Origin of the sequence: Pseudomonas sp. HN11 (assembly GCF_021390155.1) — a bacterium.
Taxonomy (GTDB): domain Bacteria; phylum Pseudomonadota; class Gammaproteobacteria; order Pseudomonadales; family Pseudomonadaceae; genus Aquipseudomonas.
Window position 1 is genome coordinate 292,081 of the sequence record NZ_CP089985.1, and the last position, 22,783, is coordinate 314,863.

Here is a 22,783-nt window from a genome sequence, read left to right on the forward strand (position 1 = left end):
TGTATCGCGGTTTTCCACCTATGCCTCGAAACCTTAGCGCTAGATGCCAGGGCATGATTTCGTATTCGTTCTCACGTGAAAGGGCCAATGTCCGCCATGGCCGTTTTCTGACCTTCGTCTAGCGGTTGAACTGCCATGGTTTTCCTAGACGATGAGTGAGTAATTGCATGGTTAGCAAATAGAAATCGTGCGTCGATTGAGTGTGCTGGTTTAGGTGGTGATTCAAAAACCACGCAAGGTGTTTTCTCTGCCAAACCCATGGATTGTCGCGTTGCCAGCGTTCAGCGACCGCTGTCTGGATAGCTTTTGCCTGACGAAGGTGGCGCTGGCGGGTGGTATGCGACCCCGTCAGGACGCCTGCCAGGAACAGGTCCATATCGAAGCCATTCTTATGTTCGACCACCAATGTAAGCCGCCACCACGACGATACGGCCATGTCCCAGCTTATAGCTGATTTGTACTCGGGCCTCCCGATCTAGGCGTCGGTCGAGTTAGTAACGATGGGGTAATTGCCGATAATGAGCGTGCCTTCCTTGCCGCTGGGCTTGATGTACTTCAAGCGCCAGGGAAAAGGTACATGCCGCCACCGTCGAACAGTTTGTAGGCGCGTGGCATTGCAGGTAGCTGAGGGGGATCGTAGGGGTACACGCTTCTGACCGGGAAATCTCGGTACCCCTAACATACCCTCGGGGAAGGGGGATTTTTTTATTGGATCCCGCCAGAGGGTCCTGGAACGAAAAAAACCGCCAAAGGGCGGGTTTTCGGGGCTTCCAGAGCATTCGGTGGAATGCAATGGAGCCTAATGTGGTGCGGCACCAGACGAACGGTATGTTTCGGGGAGGCTAGGTTTTCTGCGGGTCTGGAAGTCGGTGGAAAATTTGGCGTACCCCAACTAGTAACTATAAATAAATCAGCTAGTTATGGATTTCTGTGGAATCGAATCCGGGACTCTTGAGATGTCACCATGGAATAGTAAACCTACTGAATTCGAACGTTGTCGACCATCACCTCCGTAGAGAATAGGCAGGAGTTCGCCAAAAGCTGTCGTGGCGACAGACAGCAGACGGCTAGACGCAGACGCTTACCACCTTTCGCACATAAGCTTAGGGCGGCAAGCTAGGTCTCGGTTGACTCAACGCAGGCCATCGAGCAGAAGATAGCTCGTCTAAGGAATGATTGTTTTTTAACCCCCTTCTTGCTAAGACTTAGCGCAAAGGTGGTAAAAAGCCACTCGTCTAATTTTTGCCGTTGACCAGTGGGGGAAAGGAGCATGGACGCAGCGAGCTATGAGCGCGGCTCAGAGTGGCGCCAGTGGGATCTTCATATTCACACGCCGGCATCATTCCACTGGCAAGGCCAACGATTTGATGCAAAAAATCCGGACTCAGCGGAAAACCGTGCACTGGTAGACGAAATGATCAAGGCTCTCAATGAAGCAGAGCCTGCTGTGTTTGCTTTGATGGATTACTGGACATTCGATGGATGGTTCGCCCTTAAGAGAAGACTAAGTGAACCAAATGCTCCTAAGTTGGAGAAGACAGTATTTCCTGGAATTGAACTACGGCTAATGTCCCCTATGAAGGGGCGGCTAAATGCGCACGTGGTCTTTTCGGACAAAATCGATAACCAAACGCTGAATGACTTCAAGGCTGCGCTAACCGTTGAATTGGTCAACAGACCTTTGTCGGATACGGCACTACGCAGTCTTGCAGGAATTGTCACTGCTGAGAAGTTAAAGGCCCATGGATTTTTAAAGTCTGATGTCGACTCGGCTGATGCTACTGCATTAAAGGCTGGCAGCACTATTGCGGAAATTAATTGCGATAGCTACAAGGAAGCAATTGCAGCAGTTCCAGAAGGAATGGCAATTGGCTTCATGCCTTATGACACTCACGATGGACTCGCTGAGGTGGATTGGGTTGAGCACTACGCCTTCTTTATTGGGTTAGCGAAAAACTCCCCTATATTCGAGTCTCGAAATCTGACAATGCGTGATGCATTGGTCGGGGTTAGAACCTCTGAAAATGAGCGATTCATTGATAGTGTTCAGCGATCTTTGAAAGATTTACCCAGATTAGTTGTGGCTGGCAGCGATGCGCATAGGCTTGTGGGCACCCCTGGCGATCCAGACAAAAGAGGCTACGGAGATTTCCCGTCTGGGAAGATTACTTGGATAAAGGCTGATCCTACGTTTCTAGGCTTGCAGCAGGCCATCAGAGAACCGGCTAAGCGATCATTTATTGGCGCCAAGCCACCAAAAGTAGATGAAGTTGAAAGGAATAAAACTTTCTTCATTGATAAGGTAGAGGTTAGTAAGATTGGGGGGGGGGGGGCTACCTCTGGGGATTGGCTGGCTGAGACGGAACTTCCTCTGAGTCAAGACTTGGTTGCAATTATCGGTAACAAAGGTAGTGGAAAAAGTGCTTTGGCAGACATTTTGGCCTTGCTGGGTAACTCTAAGCAGAAAGCTCATTTTTCTTTTTTAAAGAAAGATAGATTCAGAGGAAAATCCGGTGACCCAGCGAAGAACTTTGAGGGCAGGCTTACATGGGTTAGCGGTGCGTCTGAAAGCCGTAACTTGAATGATGATCCGCCTGAGTCAAAGGTCGAGTTGGTTCGCTACATTCCTCAGGGGCATTTCGAAGAGCTTTGTAACGCACATATCAGTGGGAAATCCGACTCTTTCGAAAATGAGCTACGAGCAGTCATCTTTTCTCACGCAAGTGAGTCGGTCCGACTGGGAGCACTTGATTTCAATCAATTGATTGAGCAGCAGGAAGGAGAGTACCGAGATCGTCTTGGTGATTACCGTAATGATCTTAGAAAACTTAATGAAGAAATTGCACACATTGAAGATCAGGTTAGGCCTGAAGTAAAAAAAGAAGTGACTGAATTACTTATTCAAAAAAATAAGGAAATTGAAGAGCATGAGAAATTAAAGCCTGAAGTTTTGCCGCTGCCCGACACTCAACTAACGCCTGAGCAAAATGCTGCGTCTCAAGAGCTAGATTCTATAGCTGCGGCTCTGAAGGAGAAGGCAGAGGCGATTGAAAGAATCGTCAGTGAAGAAGTTAGTCTCGCTAGCAAATTGAAGGCTGCCCTGAATGTACGTGGTCGCATGCTGTTGTTAGACAAAAATTACAAACAATTCATTGCTGACTCCCAATCTGACTTTGAGTCTTTAGGAGTTGATCATGCGGATTTGGTAAAGATTGAATTTAATTTTGGCAAGCTAAGTGAGGTCATCACCTCATCACCGGACAAGCAACTCGAGTGTTCTCAAAGGGTTGCCGATGTCGAGGCCGAGAAACAGAAAATACAAACTAGGCAGTCAGAATTGGAAGCTAAGCTGGCTGAGCCCCAGCTGCTTCACCAGCAAAGCTTGCAGGCTTTGCAGCAGTGGAATGAAAAATTTGATGAGCTTATTGGTACGCCAGTAGAGCCAGAATCGCGAACTGGGCTTCAGACCAGGGTTGCTCAAATTGAACTCCTACCTCAACGACTTAAAGAATGTAAGGCTCGGCGCGAAGAGATGGCCGAGCAGATATATGAGGTTCTCGACTCCCAGCGTAAAGCGCGTGAGACTTTATTTGCACCAGTTCAAGAGTTGATCAAAAGTAATAGTCTCATAAGAGAAGAATATAAGCTCCAGTTCCAAGCAACGCTTGGGGCTTCGGCAGACTCAATTGCGGCGTCTTTATTCAACCTCATAAAGCAAAACGCTGGTGAATTTCGAGGAGAGGACGAAAGTTTCAATGTGGTGCGACGCCTCGCCGAGCAGTTCGACCTTAATCAGAAATCGCAGGCATTAGATTTTGTTCGAGATTTGAATTCAAAAATTGAAGCGGCATCCAATAGTAAGAGCCTTGGCGCAAGCTCCATGTTGCGCAAAGAGATTGTGGCGAATCAGGTTTACGATTTCTTGTTTGGGTTAAGCTTCTTGGAACCCAAATACTCTCTACTTTTTCAAGATGCTCAGATTGAGCAACTCTCTCCCGGTCAGAGAGGGGCGCTACTTCTAATTTTCTATCTCCTTGTCGATAAAGGACGAACGCCTATTATTCTTGATCAGCCAGAGGAAAATCTGGACAACGAAACCGTGGTAAGCCTGCTAGTTCCAGTCTTAACTGAGGCCAAGAAGAGGCGCCAAATAATCATGGTAACGCATAACCCAAATTTGGCAGTGGTTTGCGATGCAGAGCAAGTTATTTGGTCGGTTTTTGAACGAAAGAATAAATCAAAAATTTCATATCATGCGGGCTCGATCGAAAACCCATTAATTAATCAACAGGTAGTGAATGTGCTTGAAGGCACGATGCCTGCATTCAGTAATCGAAGAATCAAATACCATTAATGCCTAGAGGCAAGGGAATGCTTGTAAATCCATATCATACTGAAGTTTTGATGGCATGCGCTCATTGGGCTGATCGACTAGCCAGGTCGGATCTCATCAATGGTTACATAGTGGATGAAAATGACTATACTTCAAATTTTTTGGCTAATTTTCGTCGAGAAATTAACTCTCGAAACGTAGTTGGTCTGAAGGCAGTCGCTTATCGGTTAGCTCCAAGAATTGAAAGAAGATTCGGTGCTGATGGTTGCATTATTATTGATAACGGATCGAGCTATAAGGTTGGTATTTTTGAAGCTAAATGGCCCGGGGTACAAATAGAAAGAGGTCCGTGGGATTATATTCAGAAATCCGCTGGAGTCTCGCATTTCGATACTCAAGTTAAGCGGCAGTCACAATGCAGTCGAGATTTCGCTATCTGGGAAATGTTTTATTGCGATAGTCATTTTGAGCAGCAGCCTGGTGGTTACTCTGACTACGGGTCGGCGTGTGTAGAACATAAAAATGCTGTTCATCACGTGAATAATCGGAACAATAATTTTCCTTGGAGTGATCGGGAGTTGGAGTCTATGTTAGCTTTTTCCACTTCCATTGAGTTTGTAATCAAAGATATCTGTGAGTGCCTTCGTGGAAGGCCACTAAATATTAGGCCCTATGAAAAGGCTTTCGATGGAATGAACCTTCCACAAGAGATTCTGTTAATAAAGTCTGCCAATCAAGACGAAAAGCCCTATTCGCCTGAGTTTTCATATACGGATCATCCGGAAATATAATGCAGTACGCAGTTGTCGGGGGGCAGCGACTTGAGCCGTTTCGGGGGGGTAGGGGAAATTGCCCTATCTGTGGATCGGTGATGATTGCCAAATGTGGCCCACGCATACTTCACCACTGGTCCCATTTTGGGCGAAGAAATTGCGATGCATGGTGGGAGAGTGAAACGATCTGGCATCGTGATTGGAAGTCTCAGTTCCCCGCCAATTGGGCAGAGGTACGCCATCAAGCTCCGGATGGTGAGATCCATAGAGCTGATATAAAAACTCCCAAAGGAATCGTTGTGGAGATCCAGCATTCTCCAATGAGCGATGCAGAAAGGATATCTCGCGAGCAGTTCTATAAAAATATGGTGTGGGTAATCGACGGCAGAGATTTTAAGCGAAACTTCGATATCTATCACATGTTACCTAGTCCAAACTCAAAACTTGCTGATGATATCGTATGGATTAAAGCATCTCGACCTATGCAGGGAGCAGCTAGAGGAATTTTTTTCAAACTAACAGAGGCTCTTGAATGCACTCCAGAGGCTAATAAGAAAACTTTAAATAGCGGCATAATGCATTTTTTCAATGAAATAGAACGCGATGTTAAGCTAGAGTTTCGAGGCCACCATCAGTACGACTGGGTTCGTCCGAGAAGAACATGGCTCGATTCTTCATGTCCCGTCTTTATTGATTTTGGATGGGATTGCCTAGTTAAACTTTCTTTATATGATGAGTATGCACTGCCTTGTGTCGTGCTGGTTTCGAAATTTCAATTTATTCATGACGCAATGACAGTAAGTCATGCTTCTGAAATTTGCGGAGTACTCGATGATCTCTGGACCATTGGAAGGCATTAAGCTTTCTAGCAAATGCACTATTTCCCAATATATGGATATGGTGGCTGCTCAAGATAGAGTTGCAATAGCTGATTTTATTGAGCAAAGATTTTTGGAGAGATATCTAGATCCAGTGACAGTGGGGTGCAATAGTAAGAACGGTTTTTCTATCATGGCAATATCTTGCTTAATGATCGAAGCGCTAGAGTGTTTTGCGCAGGGGCGTAAAGACTCAAACCAATTGTCGAGGCGTATGTTTCATGATTTTTTTGATTGTCATCAACAGTTCTCGTCCTTTCGGGCTGTTGCCAATGACTTTTATGTCCACGTTCGATGCGGCATTCTCCACCAAGCAGAGACAACGGGTGGTTGGCGTATTGTTAGGAAGGGCCCCTTGATTGAGGGAAAAGTAATTAACGCGACCCAGTTTGAAGGAAGGCTGCGGAAAGCACTTAGCGACTACTGTGCTCGATTGAAAACTGAGGATTGGAACTCTTCCGTATGGGAAGCCTTCAAGCGAAAAATGGACTCTGTTTGTGCGAATGCGTCCGCACCATGACTCATCGCAATTTATTAAAAACTCGTCTGCAAAAACTATATTTAGTTAGTGGCGTCATCGGGCGTTGCGGAATTTATTGACTCAGTGTCAAGTTTGTTTCTGGTATGTTTTATCGCCACCGCAATACTCACTTGAAAATAATTTAATGGATGAGGAGTAACGGCCATATTTGCACCTACACAGTTGACTGATCGCAAGGTGCAAAATTTTCGATGACTTTATGTCTACCCGGAACTCCATCCAATATTTTTGATGAAATCGTATACATCTTTTGACACTTGTCGCCAGCATCGTATACGTATCTAAAAGCTATCGCTTGATGGGGCTGGACCGGTTGCTGGTTGCGATGGGCTGGAATGGGCCAACTGTCGATGATTCGCGCATTCAGATGTGAGGCCCGAGTTGAAAACGTTGGTAGGGGTTTCAGTCCGCTTCTGGCCGTTTTCTGAACTTCGCTTAGCGGTTGAACTGCCAGTATTTTCCTAGGCGATGAGTGAGTAATTGGATGGTAAGCAAATAGTAATAGCGCGTCGATTGAGTGTGCTGGTTTAGGTGGTGATTCAAAAACCACGCAAGGTGTTTTCTCTGCCAAGTCCATGGATTGTCGCGTTGCCAGCGCTCTGCGATCGCTGTTTGGATGGCCTTTGCCTGACGCAGGTGGCGTTGACGCGTGGTATGCGACCCGGTCAGGACGCCCGTCAGGAACAGATCCATATCGAATACCAGGCTCATGCGCGACCACCAATGTAAGCGGCCACCACGACGATACGGTTGTGCCCCAACTCATAGCTGATTTGTACTCGGGCTTCCTGATCGAGACGTCGGTCGAGTTGATAGCAATGGCCACCGTTGATGGGGGCGGGATGGTGGGTGATTTGCTCATAGCGTTCGCACGCATAGGCTGCCCGTAATTCGTGGAAGCCTTTGAGGTTGTACTGATGGAGGATGTCCCGTGCAGGACGGACGATTCCCCGTTGGAAATCGAGGTAGGTTTCGTTCGGTGCAAGTAGGTTGCGGCTACCGTCGGGTGAGACCTGTTCGGCGAATCTCAGCGCCTCGCGAATATGATCATCCGCCCTGATCCAGCGAGGTGCCGAGGCACCTGAGCGGCCCCCCTTGCTGCCATCCTGGATGTTGATCTTGCCGTATTGTTCGGCCTCACGTTTTAAGCGCGGAAGGTCGGCCAAAATGGCCTCACGTAAGCGCATGCCGGTGGCTCGCGCTAATTGAGCGATGGCCGCGGCACGCGGCTGCTGGTGTGCGCAAAGCACCTCTACGACCCTCTTCACATGTTCTCGGTCTTGGCCTTGCGGCACCGAACTACGAACACTGGTGCGCCGCATTCCTAGCGCCTTGCTCGGACTCGGTACTTTCACATACTGATCACCGCGAAGCGCGGCCAGGGTCCGGTTCACGCTGCATAATCGGTTTTGCGCAGTGGCGATGGCGAGTTCACCTTGTTCAACTTGCTGCCGCAGATGTCCGGCGTAATCGAGCAAAGTCTGGCGATCAATTTGTCGCGCATCGTTAAACCCGGGTCCATCCTCCGACCGACACCAGCGCACGAACGTCTGCCAACGATCACTGTGTGCTTTGACCGTCCCGTAATGCCCACCGCCAAACAGGTCTTTCAGTGCCTGCGGCCCGGCATAGCTCAATTGCCGGCCATAGCCAAAATTACGCCCCTCCCGTCTACCGACCAATCCCATGACCAAACTCCGCTGTAAGCCGCACTTGTAAAACCTTCCCCACGTCATCCCGCCACGAATGTTGAGTGTTATCAGGGATCAAGGCCCCTGCGGCCTGTGAGGGTTGTCCACTAACGCGGGACTGACGGCTCTTTACGACCTGGAGCTTGGGCATCTCATGATCTGGCCTCCTGAACACTTCCAAGGAAGTGGGCGGGTGGAGGCTGCATTGGCTGACGAGACCAACGCCGCGAGATCTTGAGTCGGGTGAAGGCAGTGAAGCGATGACCGGGGCATGCCTGACTGTCAGTCAGGTGCAGTACAATCCGTGAGCTGCGGCTCCATCATCTGCATCGCTGTTGCTGGTGACTTCGGTGTTTGTCACGTCGATTGTCACGATGGGGAATGCCGCAATGCCTTGTACGAGTTGGGCTGCAGCAGCGTTAGGAGCGCCCGTCTCTTTCCAGAAGAAAGAGACGGGCGCAGGTTGGCGCAGTGAAATGGCCAAGCGGATAGGTTGCTGCAGGGCAGCTGGGTAGGGGGATGTATTTGCCGCAATGGCAATGATCTGAAGTAGGCATCCATCACTCGGCGAGTGACCGTGCGAGCCACCGGACGCTAATCGCACTTTGGGAGAACCACCACGGTGTGGCGTAGCCTTAAAGGTTCTGGCTACCTGGGTTGCTGTCAACGACAGCACTTGCCCGATCTTTTCTACGCCTGTGGATAATTTGGGTCAAGGCTCGCATTTTCGGGAATTCTGCGGCTGTGGATGAAATTATCCACCGGTGGAAATCAGTGGTTTTCCACAGACAGTTGCGTGGGCTTTAGATTTTTTAAGTGAGGTCCATCCAAGCAGGGCGGCTTTGCAGCCCCGCTTGGATGGACCCGCGTGGAAGGGCGGACTGCGGTGATCTCATTGGCTTACCCACGTTTGGATGCGCCACGGCTATTTTGTAGGGCGGTGATGTTGTTGCCGACTGGGTGAGCGAATTCGTGAGGCGTTACATGGCCGCTGCGATTGACATCAATGTAGTTGCTCCACCACGCCATGATCAGCCGGCGCTGCTCCAGAAATTCAGCTTTGTGGATATACGCGGCGCGCACACGGTTGCGTTCCTTGTGACTCATTTGTCTTTCGATGGCAGCGTCGGTCCATAACCCGGACTCTAGTAGGGCGCTACAGGCCATGGTCCTGAAGCCGTGACCGCATACGTCCTTGCTGGTGTCATAGCCGACGTTGCGGAGCATGGTGTTCACCGTGTTCTCAGACATAGGCTTCCAGTACTTGTGGTCGCCCGGTAGCACCAACTCTGAAAAGCGACTGAGGCTGCGCAGGCGCTCCAGTATTTCGATGACCTGCGGCGACAGCGGGACCATTTGAATGTCGCCGTTCATCTTGGTCCCTCGTGTGGAGTTGCGTACCCCTTCAATCGGTGCGCGCGTGTCGGGGATTTCCCACATGGCGCGTTGGAGGTCGAACTCACTCCATCGAGCGAAGCGTAGTTCGCTGGAGCGGACGAATACATGCAACGTCAATAGGACGGCGAGGCGCGTTAGTTCGCGGCCGTTGTAGTTGTCGATACGGTGCAGCAGTTCGGGTAGGCGGTTGAGAGAGAGGGCCGGGCGATGGACTGTGCGCGGCGCGTGAAGCGAGCCTGCCAAATCCAGTGCAGGATTCATGGTGATCTGCCGGGCTCTTTTGGCCCCGCGCATGATGGTGGATAAGTAGTTCTGTACCCTTAACGCCACATCCATGGTGCCGCGTTCCTTGATGCGCTGGGTGATCTCTAGTAAGTCGTGGGTATCGAGTTCAGCGATGGGTCGTTGGCCGATTAGCGGGAGGACGTGGGTGCGGAGTCGGCTCATTACGGTTTTCGCGTGGCCTTCGGTCCAGCGGCGGGACATATCAGCGTGCCATTCTAGGGCGACGGTTTCGAAAAGCAGTGCCGCCCGTTGGGCTACGATCTTGGCCTTCTTCTTTTCTTCCATTGGATCGAGGTTGTCTAGCAGCAACGCCTTGGCTTCATCTCGCTTACGCCGTGCGACGGAAAGGGTAACGATGGGGTAATTGCCGATGATGAGCGTGCCTTCCTTGCCGCTGGGCTTGGTGTACTTCAAGCGCCAGGTCTTCACGCCATTGGGTTTGACGAAAAGGTACATGCCTCCGCCGTCGAACAGTTTGTAGGCGCGTTCGCGGGTTTTGGCCGTGCGGCATTGCAGGTCGCTGAGAGGGATCGCTAGACGTGGCATAGGGGTACGCGCTCCTGACCGGGAAATCGCAGTACCCCTAACATACCCTCGGGGAAGGGGGATTTTGTTGGATCCCGACGGAGGGTTCTGGAACGAAAAAACCCGCCAAAGGGCGGGTTTTCGGGGCTTCCAGAGCATTCGGTGGAATGCAGTGGAGCCTAATGTGGTGCCGGCACCAGGAGTCGAACCCGGGACCTACTGATTACAAGTCAGTTGCTCTACCAACTGAGCTATACCGGCGTGTTAGGGCGACGATTATAGCGATTGGCAAGGTTCTGTAAACCCCTGAATTCTGACTATTTTTGCAGAACCCACGGTTTTTCCTCGCAACCCCCTTTTTTCGATCAACAAGGGTAGGATTCTTCCTTAGTTGTCGAAGGGGCTGACCCGGCGCAATCTCCTCTCATCCAAAGGACGCCCCACGTGAAACGGACTCTCTCTCTGTCCCTCATCCTGCTCACTGCCGCTCTCGGCGCCTGCTCCTCTAATAAGCCAAGCAACGACCCCGCGCTCGTCGGCACTTGGAAAGGCCTGCGCACCGAGACCGGAAAATGCCAGTTCCTTTCGTGGACCAATAAGCTCAAGCCTGACGGTCGCTTCGTCATCACTTTCTATCGCGACGCGCAGCAGACCCAGGTGATCCAGACCGAGCAGGGTTCATGGTCGGCGGCCAATGGCAGGAATGAGTTGCGCACGGACGGCGTGCGTTCGCCGGACGTGTACACCTATAAGTGGGTGGACGCGGACACCGTTCACTACGTGAGTGTGTCGTCGGACCCTACCAGCGATTGCCAGGATGACTACGCGTTCACCGAGCGCCGTGTGCGCTAACGCGCTTACCCGTTCCAATACCGGGCACTCAGGTGCCCGGTTTTCATCTGGCTCAACTGCCTTCTGCGCAGTTATCTGCAAACTTCTTATAGTCCAATACCTGTTTCTGCCCGTGGGAATCCAGGTAAGTCATCCGTGCATTTACGATCCCGCATGAAGTCCCGCCGTCTTCGACAGTGGCCAAAACGCGCTGGATATCCGGCTTCGGTTTTACGTCAGCGTGGGCGTTAACGGCAAAAGCCAGCAGGCTGACGGCGATCAAGGTGTTCCAGTTCATGGTGGGTATCCTCCGGGTTCAACAAGTGGGTGTGGGCTTATTGAGCGCCCTGGAGGTATCTGCACTGTGTCATGCGGCGCGGGTTTTGCTTCGTTGTGTAGCGAGGCGCTGCCGACATACATAGCGATACACGGACCGTGGCATTGCGAAGGTTTTTGAATCGACCGCTCAGCCGGTTTTCCCTTGAATACAGGCGAGGTTTCCGTATTCTGTTGCGCGATATAAACCTTCTGTTTAATCGCGGTTTCATATAGGAAAATTTTTGAGACAGTGTAGGACAATCGAATATTTGTAGGTGGAGATGTCACTTTTGTGGCGTTCTTGTCCGGGTGGCCAGCTAATTTTGTCAAATAGCGGCGCTACCTCTTGTTCGTACAGCGAATGGTTTTTTTTGACAAAGAAGTCATAAAAATGGCGACATGCCGTTCGTCGGATGAGATTGAACTAAAAGCATCAAAATACTGACACCATCAATGTGATATCACAGAATGCGCCCCACTTCACATAACTAGAAAAATTCAAGGTCAGCTCATTGCTGACCTTTTTATCGCCTTTAAAGCGTAAATCCATGGGTGGGGAGGGGCAGTGAGTGAGTCGTGCAGATGACATTTCGAAACTATTCAACAAGCTGGGTGCCAACCCGAATGGCTACCGCGAGATCGACTTCGTCCAGGAATACCTCGACGACGAGGTAATGGTTCTCGAAAAACCGATCGTGGTTGATGCAGCGCCTGTGATTGTTGAACCCCCGGCTGTGGCTGAGATTGTTGTGGAGGAGGTTACGGTTGCTCCCTTGCAGCGATTGCTGGAAGAGCTGAGCCAAGGCGAGGCCGACCACCTGCATCCGCCTGAGGTAGTAGAAGGCCCCGAAGGCGAGGTGTATTCGGAGCGCACCACGCCTGGCGTCGTGGTCGTGGTTTCGCTCAAGGGCGGTGTTGGCCGCAGCACGCTCACGGCCGCCCTGGCCAGTGGCTTGCAGCGCCAGGGGCGTCCGGCGTTGGCCTTGGACCTGGACCCACAAAATGCCCTTCGTCATCACTTGTGCCTGGGCCTCGACATTCCCGGCGTCGGCGCTGCCAGCCTGCAAAACGAAAGCTGGGAGGCGCTGCCGGAGCGCGGCTTTGCCGGTTGCCGCCTGGTGACGTTCGGCCCTACCGACCACGAGCAGCAGCAGAGGTTGAATCGTTGGCTGGGCCAGGATTCCGAATGGTTGAGCAAACGCTTTGCTGGCCTGAAATTGAATGGTCAGGACACCGTATTCATTGACGTCCCGGCCGGTAACACGGTCTACCTAAGCCAAGCGATGTCGGTTGCCGACACCGTGCTGGTCGTCGTACAGCCGGATGTGAGTTCGTTTGGTGCCCTGGCTCAGATGGATGACCTGCTAGCTCCGTACCTCGGGCGCGAAAAGCCGCCACGATGCTTCTACGTGATCAACCAATTGGACGCTGCCCACCGCTTCAGCCTGGACATGGCCGAGGTGTTCAAGACGCGCCTGGGTAATGCCCTGCTGGGGATGGTCCACCGTGACCCGACGTTCAGCGAAGCCCAGGCCTACAGGCGTGACCCCCTCGACCCAACCATCAACAGTATCGGCTGCCAGGACGTCCACGCCCTGTGTCGCGCCTTGCTCGAACGCATCGACTCGGACCTTCCATGACCGACAATTCGTCCTCCACGTCCTTCGTTGAAGGGCGCGCTGAACAGCGCCTGAATGGCGCTATCGCGCGCTTCAATCAGTGGCCTGCGGCGCTGCGTACGTTGCTGGTTGTTACCAGTTGCGTGCTCGGCGGCTTGCTGCTGTTGAGCATTATCTGTGCACCGCTGGACCTTTACTCCCAGTGCCTGTTCGCCACCGTTTGCTTCGTGGCAGTGCTGGTACTGCGCAAGATTCCAGGACGTCTGGCGATTCTGGCGTTGGTGGTGCTGTCGCTGGTGGCGTCACTGCGCTATATGTTCTGGCGGCTTACCTCCACCCTCGGGTTTGAAACCTGGGTCGACATGTTCTTCGGCTACGGGTTGGTCGCAGCCGAGTTCTACGCGCTGATCGTGCTGATGTTCGGCTACGTGCAAACCGCCTGGCCGCTGCGTCGCACGCCAGTGTGGCTCAAGACCGAGCCGGAAGAGTGGCCGACGGTCGATGTGTTCATCCCGACCTATAACGAAGCGTTGAGCATCGTAAAGCTGACCATCTTCGCCGCCCAGGCGATGGACTGGCCCAAGGACAAACTGCGCGTCCACGTGCTCGACGACGGCCGTCGCGACGATTTCCGTGACTTCTGCCGCAAGATCGGCGTGAACTACATCCGCCGTGATAATAACTTCCACGCCAAGGCCGGTAACCTCAATGAAGCATTGAAGGTCACCGACGGCGAGTATGTCGCCCTGTTTGACGCCGACCACGTACCGACGCGCTCCTTCCTGCAAGTGAGCCTGGGCTGGTTCCTGAAGGACCCGAAGCTGGCGATGCTGCAAACGCCACACTTCTTCTTCTCGCCGGACCCCTTCGAAAAGAACCTCGACACCTTCCGCGCCGTGCCCAACGAGGGCGAGCTGTTCTACGGCCTGGTGCAGGACGGCAACGACCTGTGGAACGCCACCTTCTTCTGCGGCTCTTGTGCGGTCATCCGCCGTAAGCCGTTGCTGGAAATCGGCGGCGTGGCCGTCGAGACCGTGACCGAGGACGCCCACACTGCGCTCAAGCTCAACCGCCTGGGCTACAACACCGCCTATCTGGCCATCCCGCAAGCCGCGGGTCTCGCCACCGAAAGCCTGTCGCGTCATATCAACCAGCGGATTCGCTGGGCGCGGGGCATGGCGCAGATTTTCCGCACCGACAACCCGTTGCTGGGCAAAGGCCTCAAGTGGGGCCAGCGCATCTGCTACGCCAACGCCATGCTGCACTTCTTCTACGGTTTGCCGCGTCTGGTGTTTCTCACCGCGCCGTTGGCTTACCTGGTGTTCGGCGCAGAGATTTTCCACGCCTCGGCGCTGATGATCGTCGCCTACGTGCTGCCTCACCTGGTGCATTCCAGTTTGACCAACTCGCGGATTCAAGGGCGCTTCCGCCACTCGTTCTGGAACGAGGTCTACGAGACCGTGCTGGCCTGGTACATCTTGCCGCCGGTACTGGTGGCACTGGTCAATCCCAAGGCCGGTGGCTTCAACGTGACCGACAAGGGCGGCATCATCGACAAGCAGTTCTTCGACTGGAAACTGGCGCGCCCGTATCTGGTGCTGCTGCTGGTCAACTTGATCGGGATTGGTTTCGGTGTGCATCAGTTGGTGTACGGCGATGAGTCCACCACTGTCACCGTGGCGATCAACCTGACCTGGACCCTCTATAACCTGATCATCACCAGTGCCGCCGTGGCCGTGGCCTCCGAGACGCGCCAAGTGCGTTCCGAGCCGCGTGTGAGCGCGAAACTGCCGGTGAGTGTGATCTGTTCCGACGGCCGCGTGCTTCATGGTATCACCCAGGATTTCTCGCAGAACGGTTTCGGCCTGATCCTTGAGGATGGCCACTCCATCACCCAGGGCGAACGGGTGCAGCTGGTGTTGTCGCGCAACGGTCAGGACAACCTGTTCCAGGCACGGGTGGCGTTCAGCAAAGGTACACAGATTGGTGCGCAGTTCGAGTCATTGACCCTGCACGAGCAGAGCAAGCTGGTGCGCCTGACATTCTCGCGTGCCGACACCTGGGCCACCAGTTGGGGCGCAGGCCAGCCGGACACGCCGTTGGCGGCCCTGCGCGAAGTCGGCGGTATCGGCATCGGCGGTCTGTTTACGTTGTGTCGCGCCACCCTGCATGAATTACGTATGGCTCTGCGCCGCACGCCCTCACAACCGCTTGATACGCTGATGGACAAGCCATGACTTCCACACCTTTTTTCGCGCGTGCTCATTCGCGTGCCGCACTCGCGCTGATGATCGCTTCGCTGATGGGCTTGAGCCCGCTGCTGCAAGCGGCCGAAAAAGCGTCGAATTCCCCTGTCACCGCGCAAGGTGCCGAGGACGGCTACAGCCTGACGCTCAAGCAACTGGGCCGTCGTGACAGCATGAACCTGCAGGGTGTGGAATCGTCCGACAGCGTCAACTTCGACATTCGTGCCGACCAGGTAGTGACGGGCGCCCAACTGCTGCTCAACTACAGCTACTCGCCAGCGCTGTTGGCGGACCTGTCGCAGATCAACGTGCTGGTCAACGATGAAGTCGCCGCCAGCCTACCGTTGCCCAAGGAAGGCGCGGGCACTGCGCAACAAGCAGTGGTGCAGATTCCGCCGTACCTGATCACTGAGTTCAACCGCCTGCGGTTGCAGTTCATCGGTCACTACACCCTGTCGTGTGAGGACCCGCTGCACAGCAGCCTGTGGGCAAAAATCAGCAACACCAGCGAGCTGAAAGTGCAGGTCTCGCCGATCCTGCTGAAAGACGATCTGTCGGTGCTGCCGCTGCCGTTTTTCGATAAGCGCGATGCGCGCCAGGTCAACCTGCCGTTTGTGTTCGCAACTGCACCGGACAATGCCACGCTGGAAGCGGCGGCGACGTTGTCGTCGTGGATCGGCGCAATGGCCAGCTACCGTGGCGCGACCTTCCCGACGGCCTACGGCACGATCCCGGCCAAGGGCAACGCCATTGTGCTGGTGCTCAGCCCGAACGCGGTCGACGTCAATGGCGTGAAAGTGGCGCAAGCCACCGGGCCCACCCTGAACCTGATCGCCAACCCCAACGACCCCCAGGGCAAGTTGCTGATCGTGTCGGGTCGCGACGGCGCCGAACTCAAGCGTGCGGCGACTGCCGTGGCGCTGGGCAGCCCGGTGCTCGCCGGCAACGGTGTGGTGATCGACAAACTCGAAAGCCTGGCACCGCGCCGCCCTTATGACGCGCCGAACTGGGTGCCCAGTGATCGCCCGGTGCGGTTGGGTGAGCTGGTCGAGCTGAAAGAACTCAGCGTCGCGGGCTACAACCCGGGCGCCATCAGTGTCGACTTCCGCCTGCCGCCCGACCTGTTCAACTGGCGGGAAGAGGGCGTGCCGCTGCACCTCAAATACCGCTACACGCCGCAGCAGGTGTCGACCAATTCGTCGTTGCTGGTGGGTCTGGACGACCAGTTCATGAAGTCCATGCCACTGCCGTCGATTACCCGCCTGGCAGACGGCAAGACCCTGTTGAGCATGATGCAGAAGGACAATACGCTGCCGCGCGAAGCCACCGTGCTGCTGCCGATCAGCTCGGCGTCGCCGATGTCCAAGCTGCAACTGCGCTTCATGTACGACTACATCAAGGAAGGCGAATGCCGGGACATCATCGTTGACAACATGCGCGGCGCGATTGACCCGGATTCGAGCCTGGATATCAGCGGTTACCAGCACTTCATTGCCATGCCTAACCTGGGTGTGTTCAACGATGCAGGCTTCCCGTTCACTCGCCTGGCAGATCTGTCCGAGTCGGCCGTGGTGTTGCCTGACACCTTTGGAACCGAGGAGCTGAGTGCTTACCTCACTATTCTGGGCCGCTTCGGCGAGTCCACGGGCTACCCGGCGACGGCCGTCAAAGTGGTGCAAGCCAAAGACGTACAGAGTGTTGCGAATAAGGACCTGCTGGTAATCGCCAGCGGCGCCGACCAGCCACTGTTCAAGCAATGGCAGCAGTACTTGCCGGCGACGGCCGAGGGCCCGCAGCAGCACTTCAAACTGTCTGACCTGCCGCGCTACGTCAGCACCTGGGTCAGCCCGGATGCCGAAGCCAATAAATACGCTGCCAACGCCGCCATCAGCTTCAACAGCTTGAGCAGCAGCACGTGGTTCGCCGGTTTCGAGTCGCCGCTCAAGGCCGGGCGCAGTGTGGTGCTGATCTCCAGCTCCAAGCCCGAAGGCCTGCAAGCCGCGACTGCCGTGCTGATCGGCGGTGACCAATATAAAGACACCATCCAGGGCAGCCTGGCGGTGGTGCAGGGCACGCAAGTGAATTCGCTGGTGGCCGACCAGCAGTACTACGTCGGCCAACTGGGCTTGTTCAAGTCGGTGCAATGGCAGCTGTCGCAAAACCTGGGCTGGATGCTGTTGTTCACCTTCCTGGGCCTGGCGATTGTGACCTGCCTGGTTTACCTGTCCTTGCGTGCCCGTGCAAAACGGCGGCTGGCATGATGCGTCCAGCCGCTTGGGTCGTGGCGGGCGCCACGATATTTGCCGGAGCTGCCCAGGCCCAGACGTGTGATGCGCAATGGTCGCTGTGGCAGAACTACGCCACGCGTTTTGTGCAGGATGACGGACGGGTGTTGAACTCGTCCCTGAATCCAAGCCAGAGCAATTCCGAAGGCCAGTCCTACGCCATGTTCTTTGCCCTGGTGGGCAACGATCGCGCGCGTTTCGACAAGCTGTGGACCTGGACCAAGTCGAACATGGCTGGCAACGACATCAGCCACAACTTGTTCGCTTGGCTGTGGGGCAAGAACAAAGAGGGCAAGTGGGGCGTGATTGACGCCAACTCCGCCAGCGATGCCGACCTTTGGATCGCCTATGCACTGCTGGAAGCCGCGCGCCTCTGGAACGTGCCGCAATACCGTGCCGATGCGCAATTAGTGTTGGCCAATGTGGAAAAGACCCTGATCGTGCGCGTACCGGGCCTTGGCAAGATGCTGTTGCCGGGGCCGGTGGGTTATTCCTATCCGGGCGGTTTGTGGCGCTTCAACCCCAGCTATCAAGTGTTGGCGCAACTGCGCCGCTTCCACAAAGAGCGCCCGAACGGCGGTTGGAATGATGTGGCCGACAGCAACGTGAAGATGCTCGCCGACCCACACAGCAACCCCCATGGTTTTGCCGCCAACTGGGTGGGTTTCCGCGCCACCAGCGCCAATACCGGCGTGTTTGTGGTCGATCCGTACTCCGACGACTTGGGCAGCTACGACGCTATCCGCACTTACCTGTGGGCCGGCATGACTGCCAAGGGCGATCCCCTCGCGGCGCCGATGCTCAAGGCCCTGGGTGGTCTGTCACGGGCGACGGCTGCATCGGCCAATGGCCTGCCCCCGGAGAAAGTCCATGTTCTGACCGGTGAAGTCGAGAAGAACAATGGCTACTCGCCGCTGGGTTTCTCGGCGTCGGCCATGGTGTTCTTCCAGGCACGGGGCGAGACAGCCCTGGCGCAACTGCAAACGCAGAAGCTCGACGATGTGTTGGGCAAGGCCATGGTGCCCTCCGCACCCGATACCGCGCAGCCGCTTTATTACGACTACATGCTTAGCCTGTTCGGCACAGGCTTTGCCGATCAAAAGTACCGCTTCGAACAGGACGGTACGGTCAAATTATTCTGGGAGGGCGCATGCGCCGCCACACGCTAGCCCTTGCGATATTGGCCACCCTGGCGTCCAGCGCCAGCCTGGCTGCAACCAGCGACCCACAAATCTTGCTGATCGAGCAGGGCAACTATTGGCAGTCGAAGAAAAAACCGGAACGCGCCCTGGAAAGCTGGCAGAAACTCTTGAGCCTGAGCCCCGAGCAACCGGACGCGCTGTACGGTATCGGCCTGATTCAGGTTCAACAGCAGCACCCGGAAGAAGCGCAGAAATACCTGGCCCGCCTGCGTGCGATTTCGCCGTTGCCGCGCCAAGCCTTGCAGCTTGAACAAGACATCGCAGTCAACACACCCACCAACGCCAAGTTGCTGGAGCAGGCCCGTGAACTGGGTGAGCCGGTGGAAGAGCGTGAAAAAGCGGTGGCCCTGTACCGCCAGATTTTCCAGGGGCGCCAGCCTCAGGGTCTGATCGCGCGTGAGTATTACAACGCCTTGGCGTTCACGCCGAAAGGCACCGCCGAAGGTATTGCCGGCCTGCAACGTGTAACGCGTGAGCGGCCGAATGACTCGATCGCCGCGCTGTTCCTGGCTCGGCACCTGGCGCGTAACCCGTCCTCCCGCGTCGAAGGTATTCGTGCGATGGAGCGCCTTTCGACCGACAACGACGTGGGCGGCGCCGCCGATGAAGGCTGGCGTTTTGCGCTGGTCTGGCTCGGTGCACCGAACCGTGACCAAGTGCCGTTGTTTCAGCAGTTCCTGGCCAAACATCCGGATGACACCGAGATCCGTGCCCTGATGAACAAAGGCATTGCCCAAGGCAAGGGCGATGGCGGCTGGCAGCGTGATCCGAAGTTGGTCAAGGCGTTCAAGGCACTGGACGAGGGCGACCTGAAGACCGCCGAGCCGTTGCTGTCGGCACGCCTGGCGGAAAAATCCAACGATGTGGATGCCCTGGGCGGCATGGGCGTGCTGCGTCAACAGCAGCAGCGCTTCAGCGAGGCAGAAAATTACCTCGGGCAAGCTACGCGTTTGCCCGGCGGTGCGGCCTGGCAAAAGCCTTTGAATGAAGCGCGTTACTGGAGCCTGCTCAACCAGGCACGGGACGCGCAGACCGCCGGCCGCGGCAGCCAGGCCCGTGACCTGGCGGCCCAAGCAGAGCGCCTGAACCCGAACCGCGCCGACGCCACCGTGGCCCTTGCCGGCTTCCAGGCCCAGGACAATCAATTCGATGCCGCCGAAGCCTCCTATCGCAAAGTGCTGGCGCGCAACCCTGGCGACCCGGACGCCCTGAATGGCCTGATTGGTGTGCTGTCCCAATCGGGCCGTCCGGACGAAGCCTTGAAGCTGATCGACTCGGTATCACCGGCCGACCGCGCCAAGTTTTCCTCGACGGCCAAGATCAAAGCCATGCGCGCCACCCAGTTGGGTAAATCTGCCGATCAGCGCGGCGACTTGAAGGCCGCACAGGCGGCGTATCAGCAGGCCCTCGACGCTGACCCTGAAAACCCCTGGACACGCTTCGCCCTCGCGCGGGTCTACCTGCGTGACGGCCAGATCCGCAACGCCCGCGCCCTGCTCGATGGCCTGCTTAAAAGCCAGCCCAACCAGCCGGATGCGCTGTACACCAGCACCCTGCTGTCGGTGGAGTTGGGTGAGTGGAAGGCGGCTGATGCGACCCTTTCACGTGTCCCGGCCGGCCAACGCACGGCGGACATGAATGAACTGGCGAGCGATATTGCCCTGCACAAGCAGACCGACATTGCCGTCGAAACTGCCCGCCGTGGCCAGCGCCCCGAAGCCCTGGCCTTGCTCGGCCGCAGTGCCGCGTTGGCCGGTAAAAAGCCGGAACGCCTTGCAGTGCTGGCGTCTGCTTATGTCGACGTCGGTGCGCCGGAAGAAGGCCTGCAGATCATGCAGGGCGTGCTGGACACCACCCCGAACCCGACCGCCGATCAGAAGCTGCTCTACGCCAGCGTATTGCTCAAGGCCAACCGTTACACCGAAGCCGGCGACATCCTGCGTGACCTGCAGAGCCAGCGCCTGAGTGATGCCGGGCGCCAGCGCTACGAAGACCTGATCTTCCAATACCGGGTCAAGCAAGCCGACGCGTTACGCGAGAAGAATGACCTGGTGGCGGCGTACGACATGCTTTCGCCGGCTTTGGTCCAGCGGCCTAACGACACCTCGGCGATTGGTGCACTGGCACGCATGTATGCCGCCGGCGGCGACGGCAAAAAAGCCATGGATCTCTACCGCCCGCTGGTCCAGCAAAACCCGAATAACGCGCCGCTGCAACTGGGCCTGGCGGACATCGCCTTGAAGGGCGGTGACCGTGGGCTTGCGCAATCGGCGGCCGACAAGGCACTGACCCTGGAACCGACGAGTGCCGAAGTGCTGACGTCGGCAGCGGGCATTTACCGTGGGCTGGGGCGCAATAACGAAGCCACTGAATTGCTGCGCCGCGCGCTGGCCATCGAAAGCACTCAGCGCGCCCAGGCCCGCTCGGCCCTGGCAGACGCTCAGGGCGTGGCCTACAACCCCTTCGTCGGCTTACCCGGCCAACGTCGGCAGATAACCGACCTGGCGGTGGATCGCGGCACCGTGCCGCCTGCGATTGATGCACCGGCCAACGTGATGCCGGCGCCGGTCGCGGCAACGGGGCCGGCAAACGCTGTAACCACCAGCGGCTATGCGCCCTCGAACAATTTGAGTGATCCGTTTGTGCCGCCGACGCGCATCGCTGCACTGGACAACCCGACCTTGAGCCCGGCGCAACGTGCCCTTGACTCGATGCTGCGCGACCGCAGCGGTTACCTGGTGCAGGGCCTGAGCGTGCGCAGCAACAACGGTGAAAGTGGCTTGAGCAAAATCACCCAGGTGGACACGCCGTTCGAAGCGCGCATGCCGGTGGGTGACGTGAACGTGGCGTTGCGTGTGACGCCCGTTAGCTTGAGTTCGGGTACGGTCAAAGCTATTTCGGCCGCGCGTTTTGGCGCTGGCGCAGGCGAGGACAAGGCCCGGCGAGAAAACGGTGTCGGCCTGGCCGTCGCTGTCGAAGACCCGGCGCAAGGCGTCAAGGCTGACATCGGTGTGAGCCCTCTTGGCTTTACCTACAACACCGTGGTCGGTGGCGCGAGTGTGAATCGCCCGTTCACCGAAGGCGGCAACCTGCGCTATGGCGTCAACGTTTCGCGGCGCCCGGTTACTGATAGCGTCACCTCGTTTGCGGGTTCGAAAGCCAGGATCACTGACGCCAATGGCGAGGTCCACGAGGAGAAGTGGGGCGGCGTGACCGCCAACGGCGGGCGTGTCGAATTGAGCTACGACAACCAGGAAGTCGGTGCCTACGGCTATGCGTCGTTGCACAAGTTGCTGGGTAATAACGTCGAAGACAATACCCGCATGGAGTTGGGCAGCGGCGTCTATTGGTACCTGCGTAACACGCCGACCGATACCCTCACGCTGGGTGTCAGCGGCATGGCCATGGGCTTCAAGGACAACCAGGGTTTCTACACCTACGGACAGGGCGGATATTTCAGCCCGCAGCGCTTCTTCTCCTTGGCCGTGCCGGTACGTTGGGCGCAGAGTTTCGACCGTTTCAGCTACGAGGTGAAAAGTTCGGTGGGCGTGCAGCATATCGCGCAAGATGGCGCCGATTATTTCCCGACGGAAAGTCGCCTTCAAGAAAATGCGTCCATCAAAAAATACGACAGCAGCAGCAAGACCGGCATCGGCTACAGCCTCAATGCGGCCGCCGAATACCGCCTCAGCTCGCGCTTTTATCTGGGTGGCGAAGTCGGTGTCGACAACGCCCAGGACTACCGCCAGTACGTCGGTAACGCGTACCTGCGCTACCTGTTTGAAGACCTGAGCGGGCCTATGCCTCTGCCGGTCAGCCCTTACCGTTCCCCTTATTCGAATTGATTAATAGGAGTCA

15 protein-coding genes and 1 tRNA gene are annotated in these 22,783 nt (G+C 55.8%); 10 read left to right on the top strand and 6 right to left on the bottom strand.

Annotated features, from left to right (window positions below):
- Positions 1-118: 118 nt before the first annotated feature.
- Positions 119-436 (bottom strand): hypothetical protein, encoded by a 318-nt coding sequence (locus LVW35_RS01375; RefSeq protein WP_233893351.1) that lies wholly within the window; start codon positions 434-436, stop codon positions 119-121.
- A gap of 834 nt (positions 437-1,270) precedes the next feature.
- Between LVW35_RS01375 and LVW35_RS01380 the strand changes: the two genes are divergently transcribed.
- The 4 genes from LVW35_RS01380 (at position 1,271) to LVW35_RS01395 (ending at position 6,504) form a co-directional block, all read left to right on the top strand.
- Positions 1,271-4,354 carry a TrlF family AAA-like ATPase gene (locus LVW35_RS01380; protein ID WP_233893353.1) on the top strand — a complete coding sequence of 1,028 codons (3,084 nt, stop codon included), beginning with the start codon at positions 1,271-1,273 and terminating at the stop codon, positions 4,352-4,354.
- A 110-nt stretch (positions 4,355-4,464) separates the two neighbouring features.
- Complete coding sequence (locus LVW35_RS01385) at positions 4,465-5,124, top strand: hypothetical protein (protein ID WP_233893354.1); 660 nt, start codon at positions 4,465-4,467, stop codon at positions 5,122-5,124.
- Between the two features lie 80 nt (positions 5,125-5,204).
- Positions 5,205-5,966, top strand: coding sequence for a hypothetical protein (locus LVW35_RS01390; RefSeq protein WP_233893356.1), 762 nt, complete (start codon positions 5,205-5,207; stop codon positions 5,964-5,966).
- Complete coding sequence (locus LVW35_RS01395) at positions 5,938-6,504, top strand: hypothetical protein (RefSeq protein ID WP_233893357.1); 567 nt, start codon at positions 5,938-5,940, stop codon at positions 6,502-6,504. The genes LVW35_RS01390 and LVW35_RS01395 overlap by 29 nt, the downstream gene beginning before the upstream one ends.
- Positions 6,505-6,960: 456 nt before the next feature.
- Here the strand turns inward: LVW35_RS01395 and LVW35_RS01400 are convergent, their stop codons facing one another.
- The 4 genes from LVW35_RS01400 to LVW35_RS01415 all read right to left on the bottom strand — a co-directional run bounded on the left by LVW35_RS01400 (position 6,961) and on the right by LVW35_RS01415 (position 10,685).
- Positions 6,961-7,236, bottom strand: coding sequence for a hypothetical protein (locus LVW35_RS01400; RefSeq protein WP_233893358.1), 276 nt, complete (start codon positions 7,234-7,236; stop codon positions 6,961-6,963).
- Positions 7,233-8,213 carry an integrase domain-containing protein gene (locus tag LVW35_RS01405; protein ID WP_233893359.1) on the bottom strand — a complete coding sequence of 327 codons (981 nt, stop codon included), beginning with the start codon at positions 8,211-8,213 and terminating at the stop codon, positions 7,233-7,235. The genes LVW35_RS01400 and LVW35_RS01405 overlap by 4 nt, the downstream gene beginning before the upstream one ends.
- Positions 8,214-9,116: 903 nt before the next feature.
- The gene (locus LVW35_RS01410; protein ID WP_233893360.1) at positions 9,117-10,445 is read right to left on the bottom strand and encodes a tyrosine-type recombinase/integrase; all 1,329 of its coding nucleotides are present in this window, start codon (positions 10,443-10,445) and stop codon (positions 9,117-9,119) included.
- Between the two features lie 164 nt (positions 10,446-10,609).
- Positions 10,610-10,685, bottom strand: a tRNA-Thr gene (locus LVW35_RS01415).
- Positions 10,686-10,868: 183 nt separating this feature from the next.
- Between LVW35_RS01415 and LVW35_RS01420 the strand changes: the two genes are divergently transcribed.
- Complete coding sequence (locus LVW35_RS01420; protein ID WP_233893361.1) at positions 10,869-11,276, top strand: hypothetical protein; 408 nt, start codon at positions 10,869-10,871, stop codon at positions 11,274-11,276.
- A 52-nt stretch (positions 11,277-11,328) separates the two neighbouring features.
- On the opposite strand, the gene LVW35_RS01425 is transcribed toward LVW35_RS01420, so the two are convergent.
- On the bottom strand, positions 11,329-11,553 hold the full coding sequence (locus tag LVW35_RS01425; RefSeq protein ID WP_233893362.1) for a DUF2790 domain-containing protein: 225 nt from the start codon (positions 11,551-11,553) through the stop codon (positions 11,329-11,331).
- A gap of 589 nt (positions 11,554-12,142) precedes the next feature.
- Between LVW35_RS01425 and bcsQ the strand changes: the two genes are divergently transcribed.
- From bcsQ to LVW35_RS01450, 5 genes are read left to right on the top strand one after another with little or no spacing between them, the layout of a single operon-like run.
- A complete protein-coding gene (gene bcsQ / locus LVW35_RS01430) occupies positions 12,143-13,213 on the top strand; it encodes a cellulose biosynthesis protein BcsQ (RefSeq protein WP_233893363.1) in 1,071 nt (356 codons plus the stop codon).
- Entirely contained in the window at positions 13,210-15,429 is a 2,220-nt protein-coding gene (bcsA, locus tag LVW35_RS01435; RefSeq protein WP_233893365.1) for a UDP-forming cellulose synthase catalytic subunit, read from the top strand. The genes bcsQ and bcsA overlap by 4 nt, the downstream gene beginning before the upstream one ends.
- Positions 15,426-17,699 carry a cellulose biosynthesis cyclic di-GMP-binding regulatory protein BcsB gene (bcsB, locus tag LVW35_RS01440; protein WP_233893367.1) on the top strand — a complete coding sequence of 758 codons (2,274 nt, stop codon included), beginning with the start codon at positions 15,426-15,428 and terminating at the stop codon, positions 17,697-17,699. The genes bcsA and bcsB overlap by 4 nt, the downstream gene beginning before the upstream one ends.
- Positions 17,696-18,892 (top strand): cellulose synthase complex periplasmic endoglucanase BcsZ, encoded by a 1,197-nt coding sequence (gene bcsZ, locus LVW35_RS01445; RefSeq protein ID WP_233893368.1) that lies wholly within the window; start codon positions 17,696-17,698, stop codon positions 18,890-18,892. The genes bcsB and bcsZ overlap by 4 nt, the downstream gene beginning before the upstream one ends.
- The gene (locus tag LVW35_RS01450) at positions 18,874-22,770 is read left to right on the top strand and encodes a cellulose biosynthesis protein BcsC (protein WP_233893369.1); all 3,897 of its coding nucleotides are present in this window, start codon (positions 18,874-18,876) and stop codon (positions 22,768-22,770) included. Before bcsZ ends, LVW35_RS01450 begins: the two co-directional genes overlap by 19 nt.
- Positions 22,771-22,783: the final 13 nt, after the last annotated feature.

Bases quoted from the DNA above. Each gene is read 5' to 3' on its own strand.
- LVW35_RS01375 (WP_233893351.1), bottom strand. From the start codon at position 436: ATGGCCGTATCGTCGTGGTGGCGGCTTACATTGGTGGTCGAACATAAG.
- LVW35_RS01380 (WP_233893353.1), top strand. From the start codon at position 1,271: ATGGACGCAGCGAGCTATGAGCGCGGCTCAGAGTGGCGCCAGTGGGAT.
- LVW35_RS01390 (WP_233893356.1), top strand. From the start codon at position 5,205: ATGATTGCCAAATGTGGCCCACGCATACTTCACCACTGGTCCCATTTT.
- LVW35_RS01395 (WP_233893357.1), top strand. From the start codon at position 5,938: ATGATCTCTGGACCATTGGAAGGCATTAAGCTTTCTAGCAAATGCACT.
- LVW35_RS01400 (WP_233893358.1), bottom strand. From the start codon at position 7,236: ATGAGCCTGGTATTCGATATGGATCTGTTCCTGACGGGCGTCCTGACC.
- LVW35_RS01405 (WP_233893359.1), bottom strand. From the start codon at position 8,213: ATGGGATTGGTCGGTAGACGGGAGGGGCGTAATTTTGGCTATGGCCGG.
- LVW35_RS01410 (WP_233893360.1), bottom strand. From the start codon at position 10,445: ATGCCACGTCTAGCGATCCCTCTCAGCGACCTGCAATGCCGCACGGCC.
- LVW35_RS01425 (WP_233893362.1), bottom strand. From the start codon at position 11,553: ATGAACTGGAACACCTTGATCGCCGTCAGCCTGCTGGCTTTTGCCGTT.
- bcsA (WP_233893365.1), top strand. From the start codon at position 13,210: ATGACCGACAATTCGTCCTCCACGTCCTTCGTTGAAGGGCGCGCTGAA.
- bcsB (WP_233893367.1), top strand. From the start codon at position 15,426: ATGACTTCCACACCTTTTTTCGCGCGTGCTCATTCGCGTGCCGCACTC.
- bcsZ (WP_233893368.1), top strand. From the start codon at position 17,696: ATGATGCGTCCAGCCGCTTGGGTCGTGGCGGGCGCCACGATATTTGCC.
- LVW35_RS01450 (WP_233893369.1), top strand. From the start codon at position 18,874: ATGCGCCGCCACACGCTAGCCCTTGCGATATTGGCCACCCTGGCGTCC.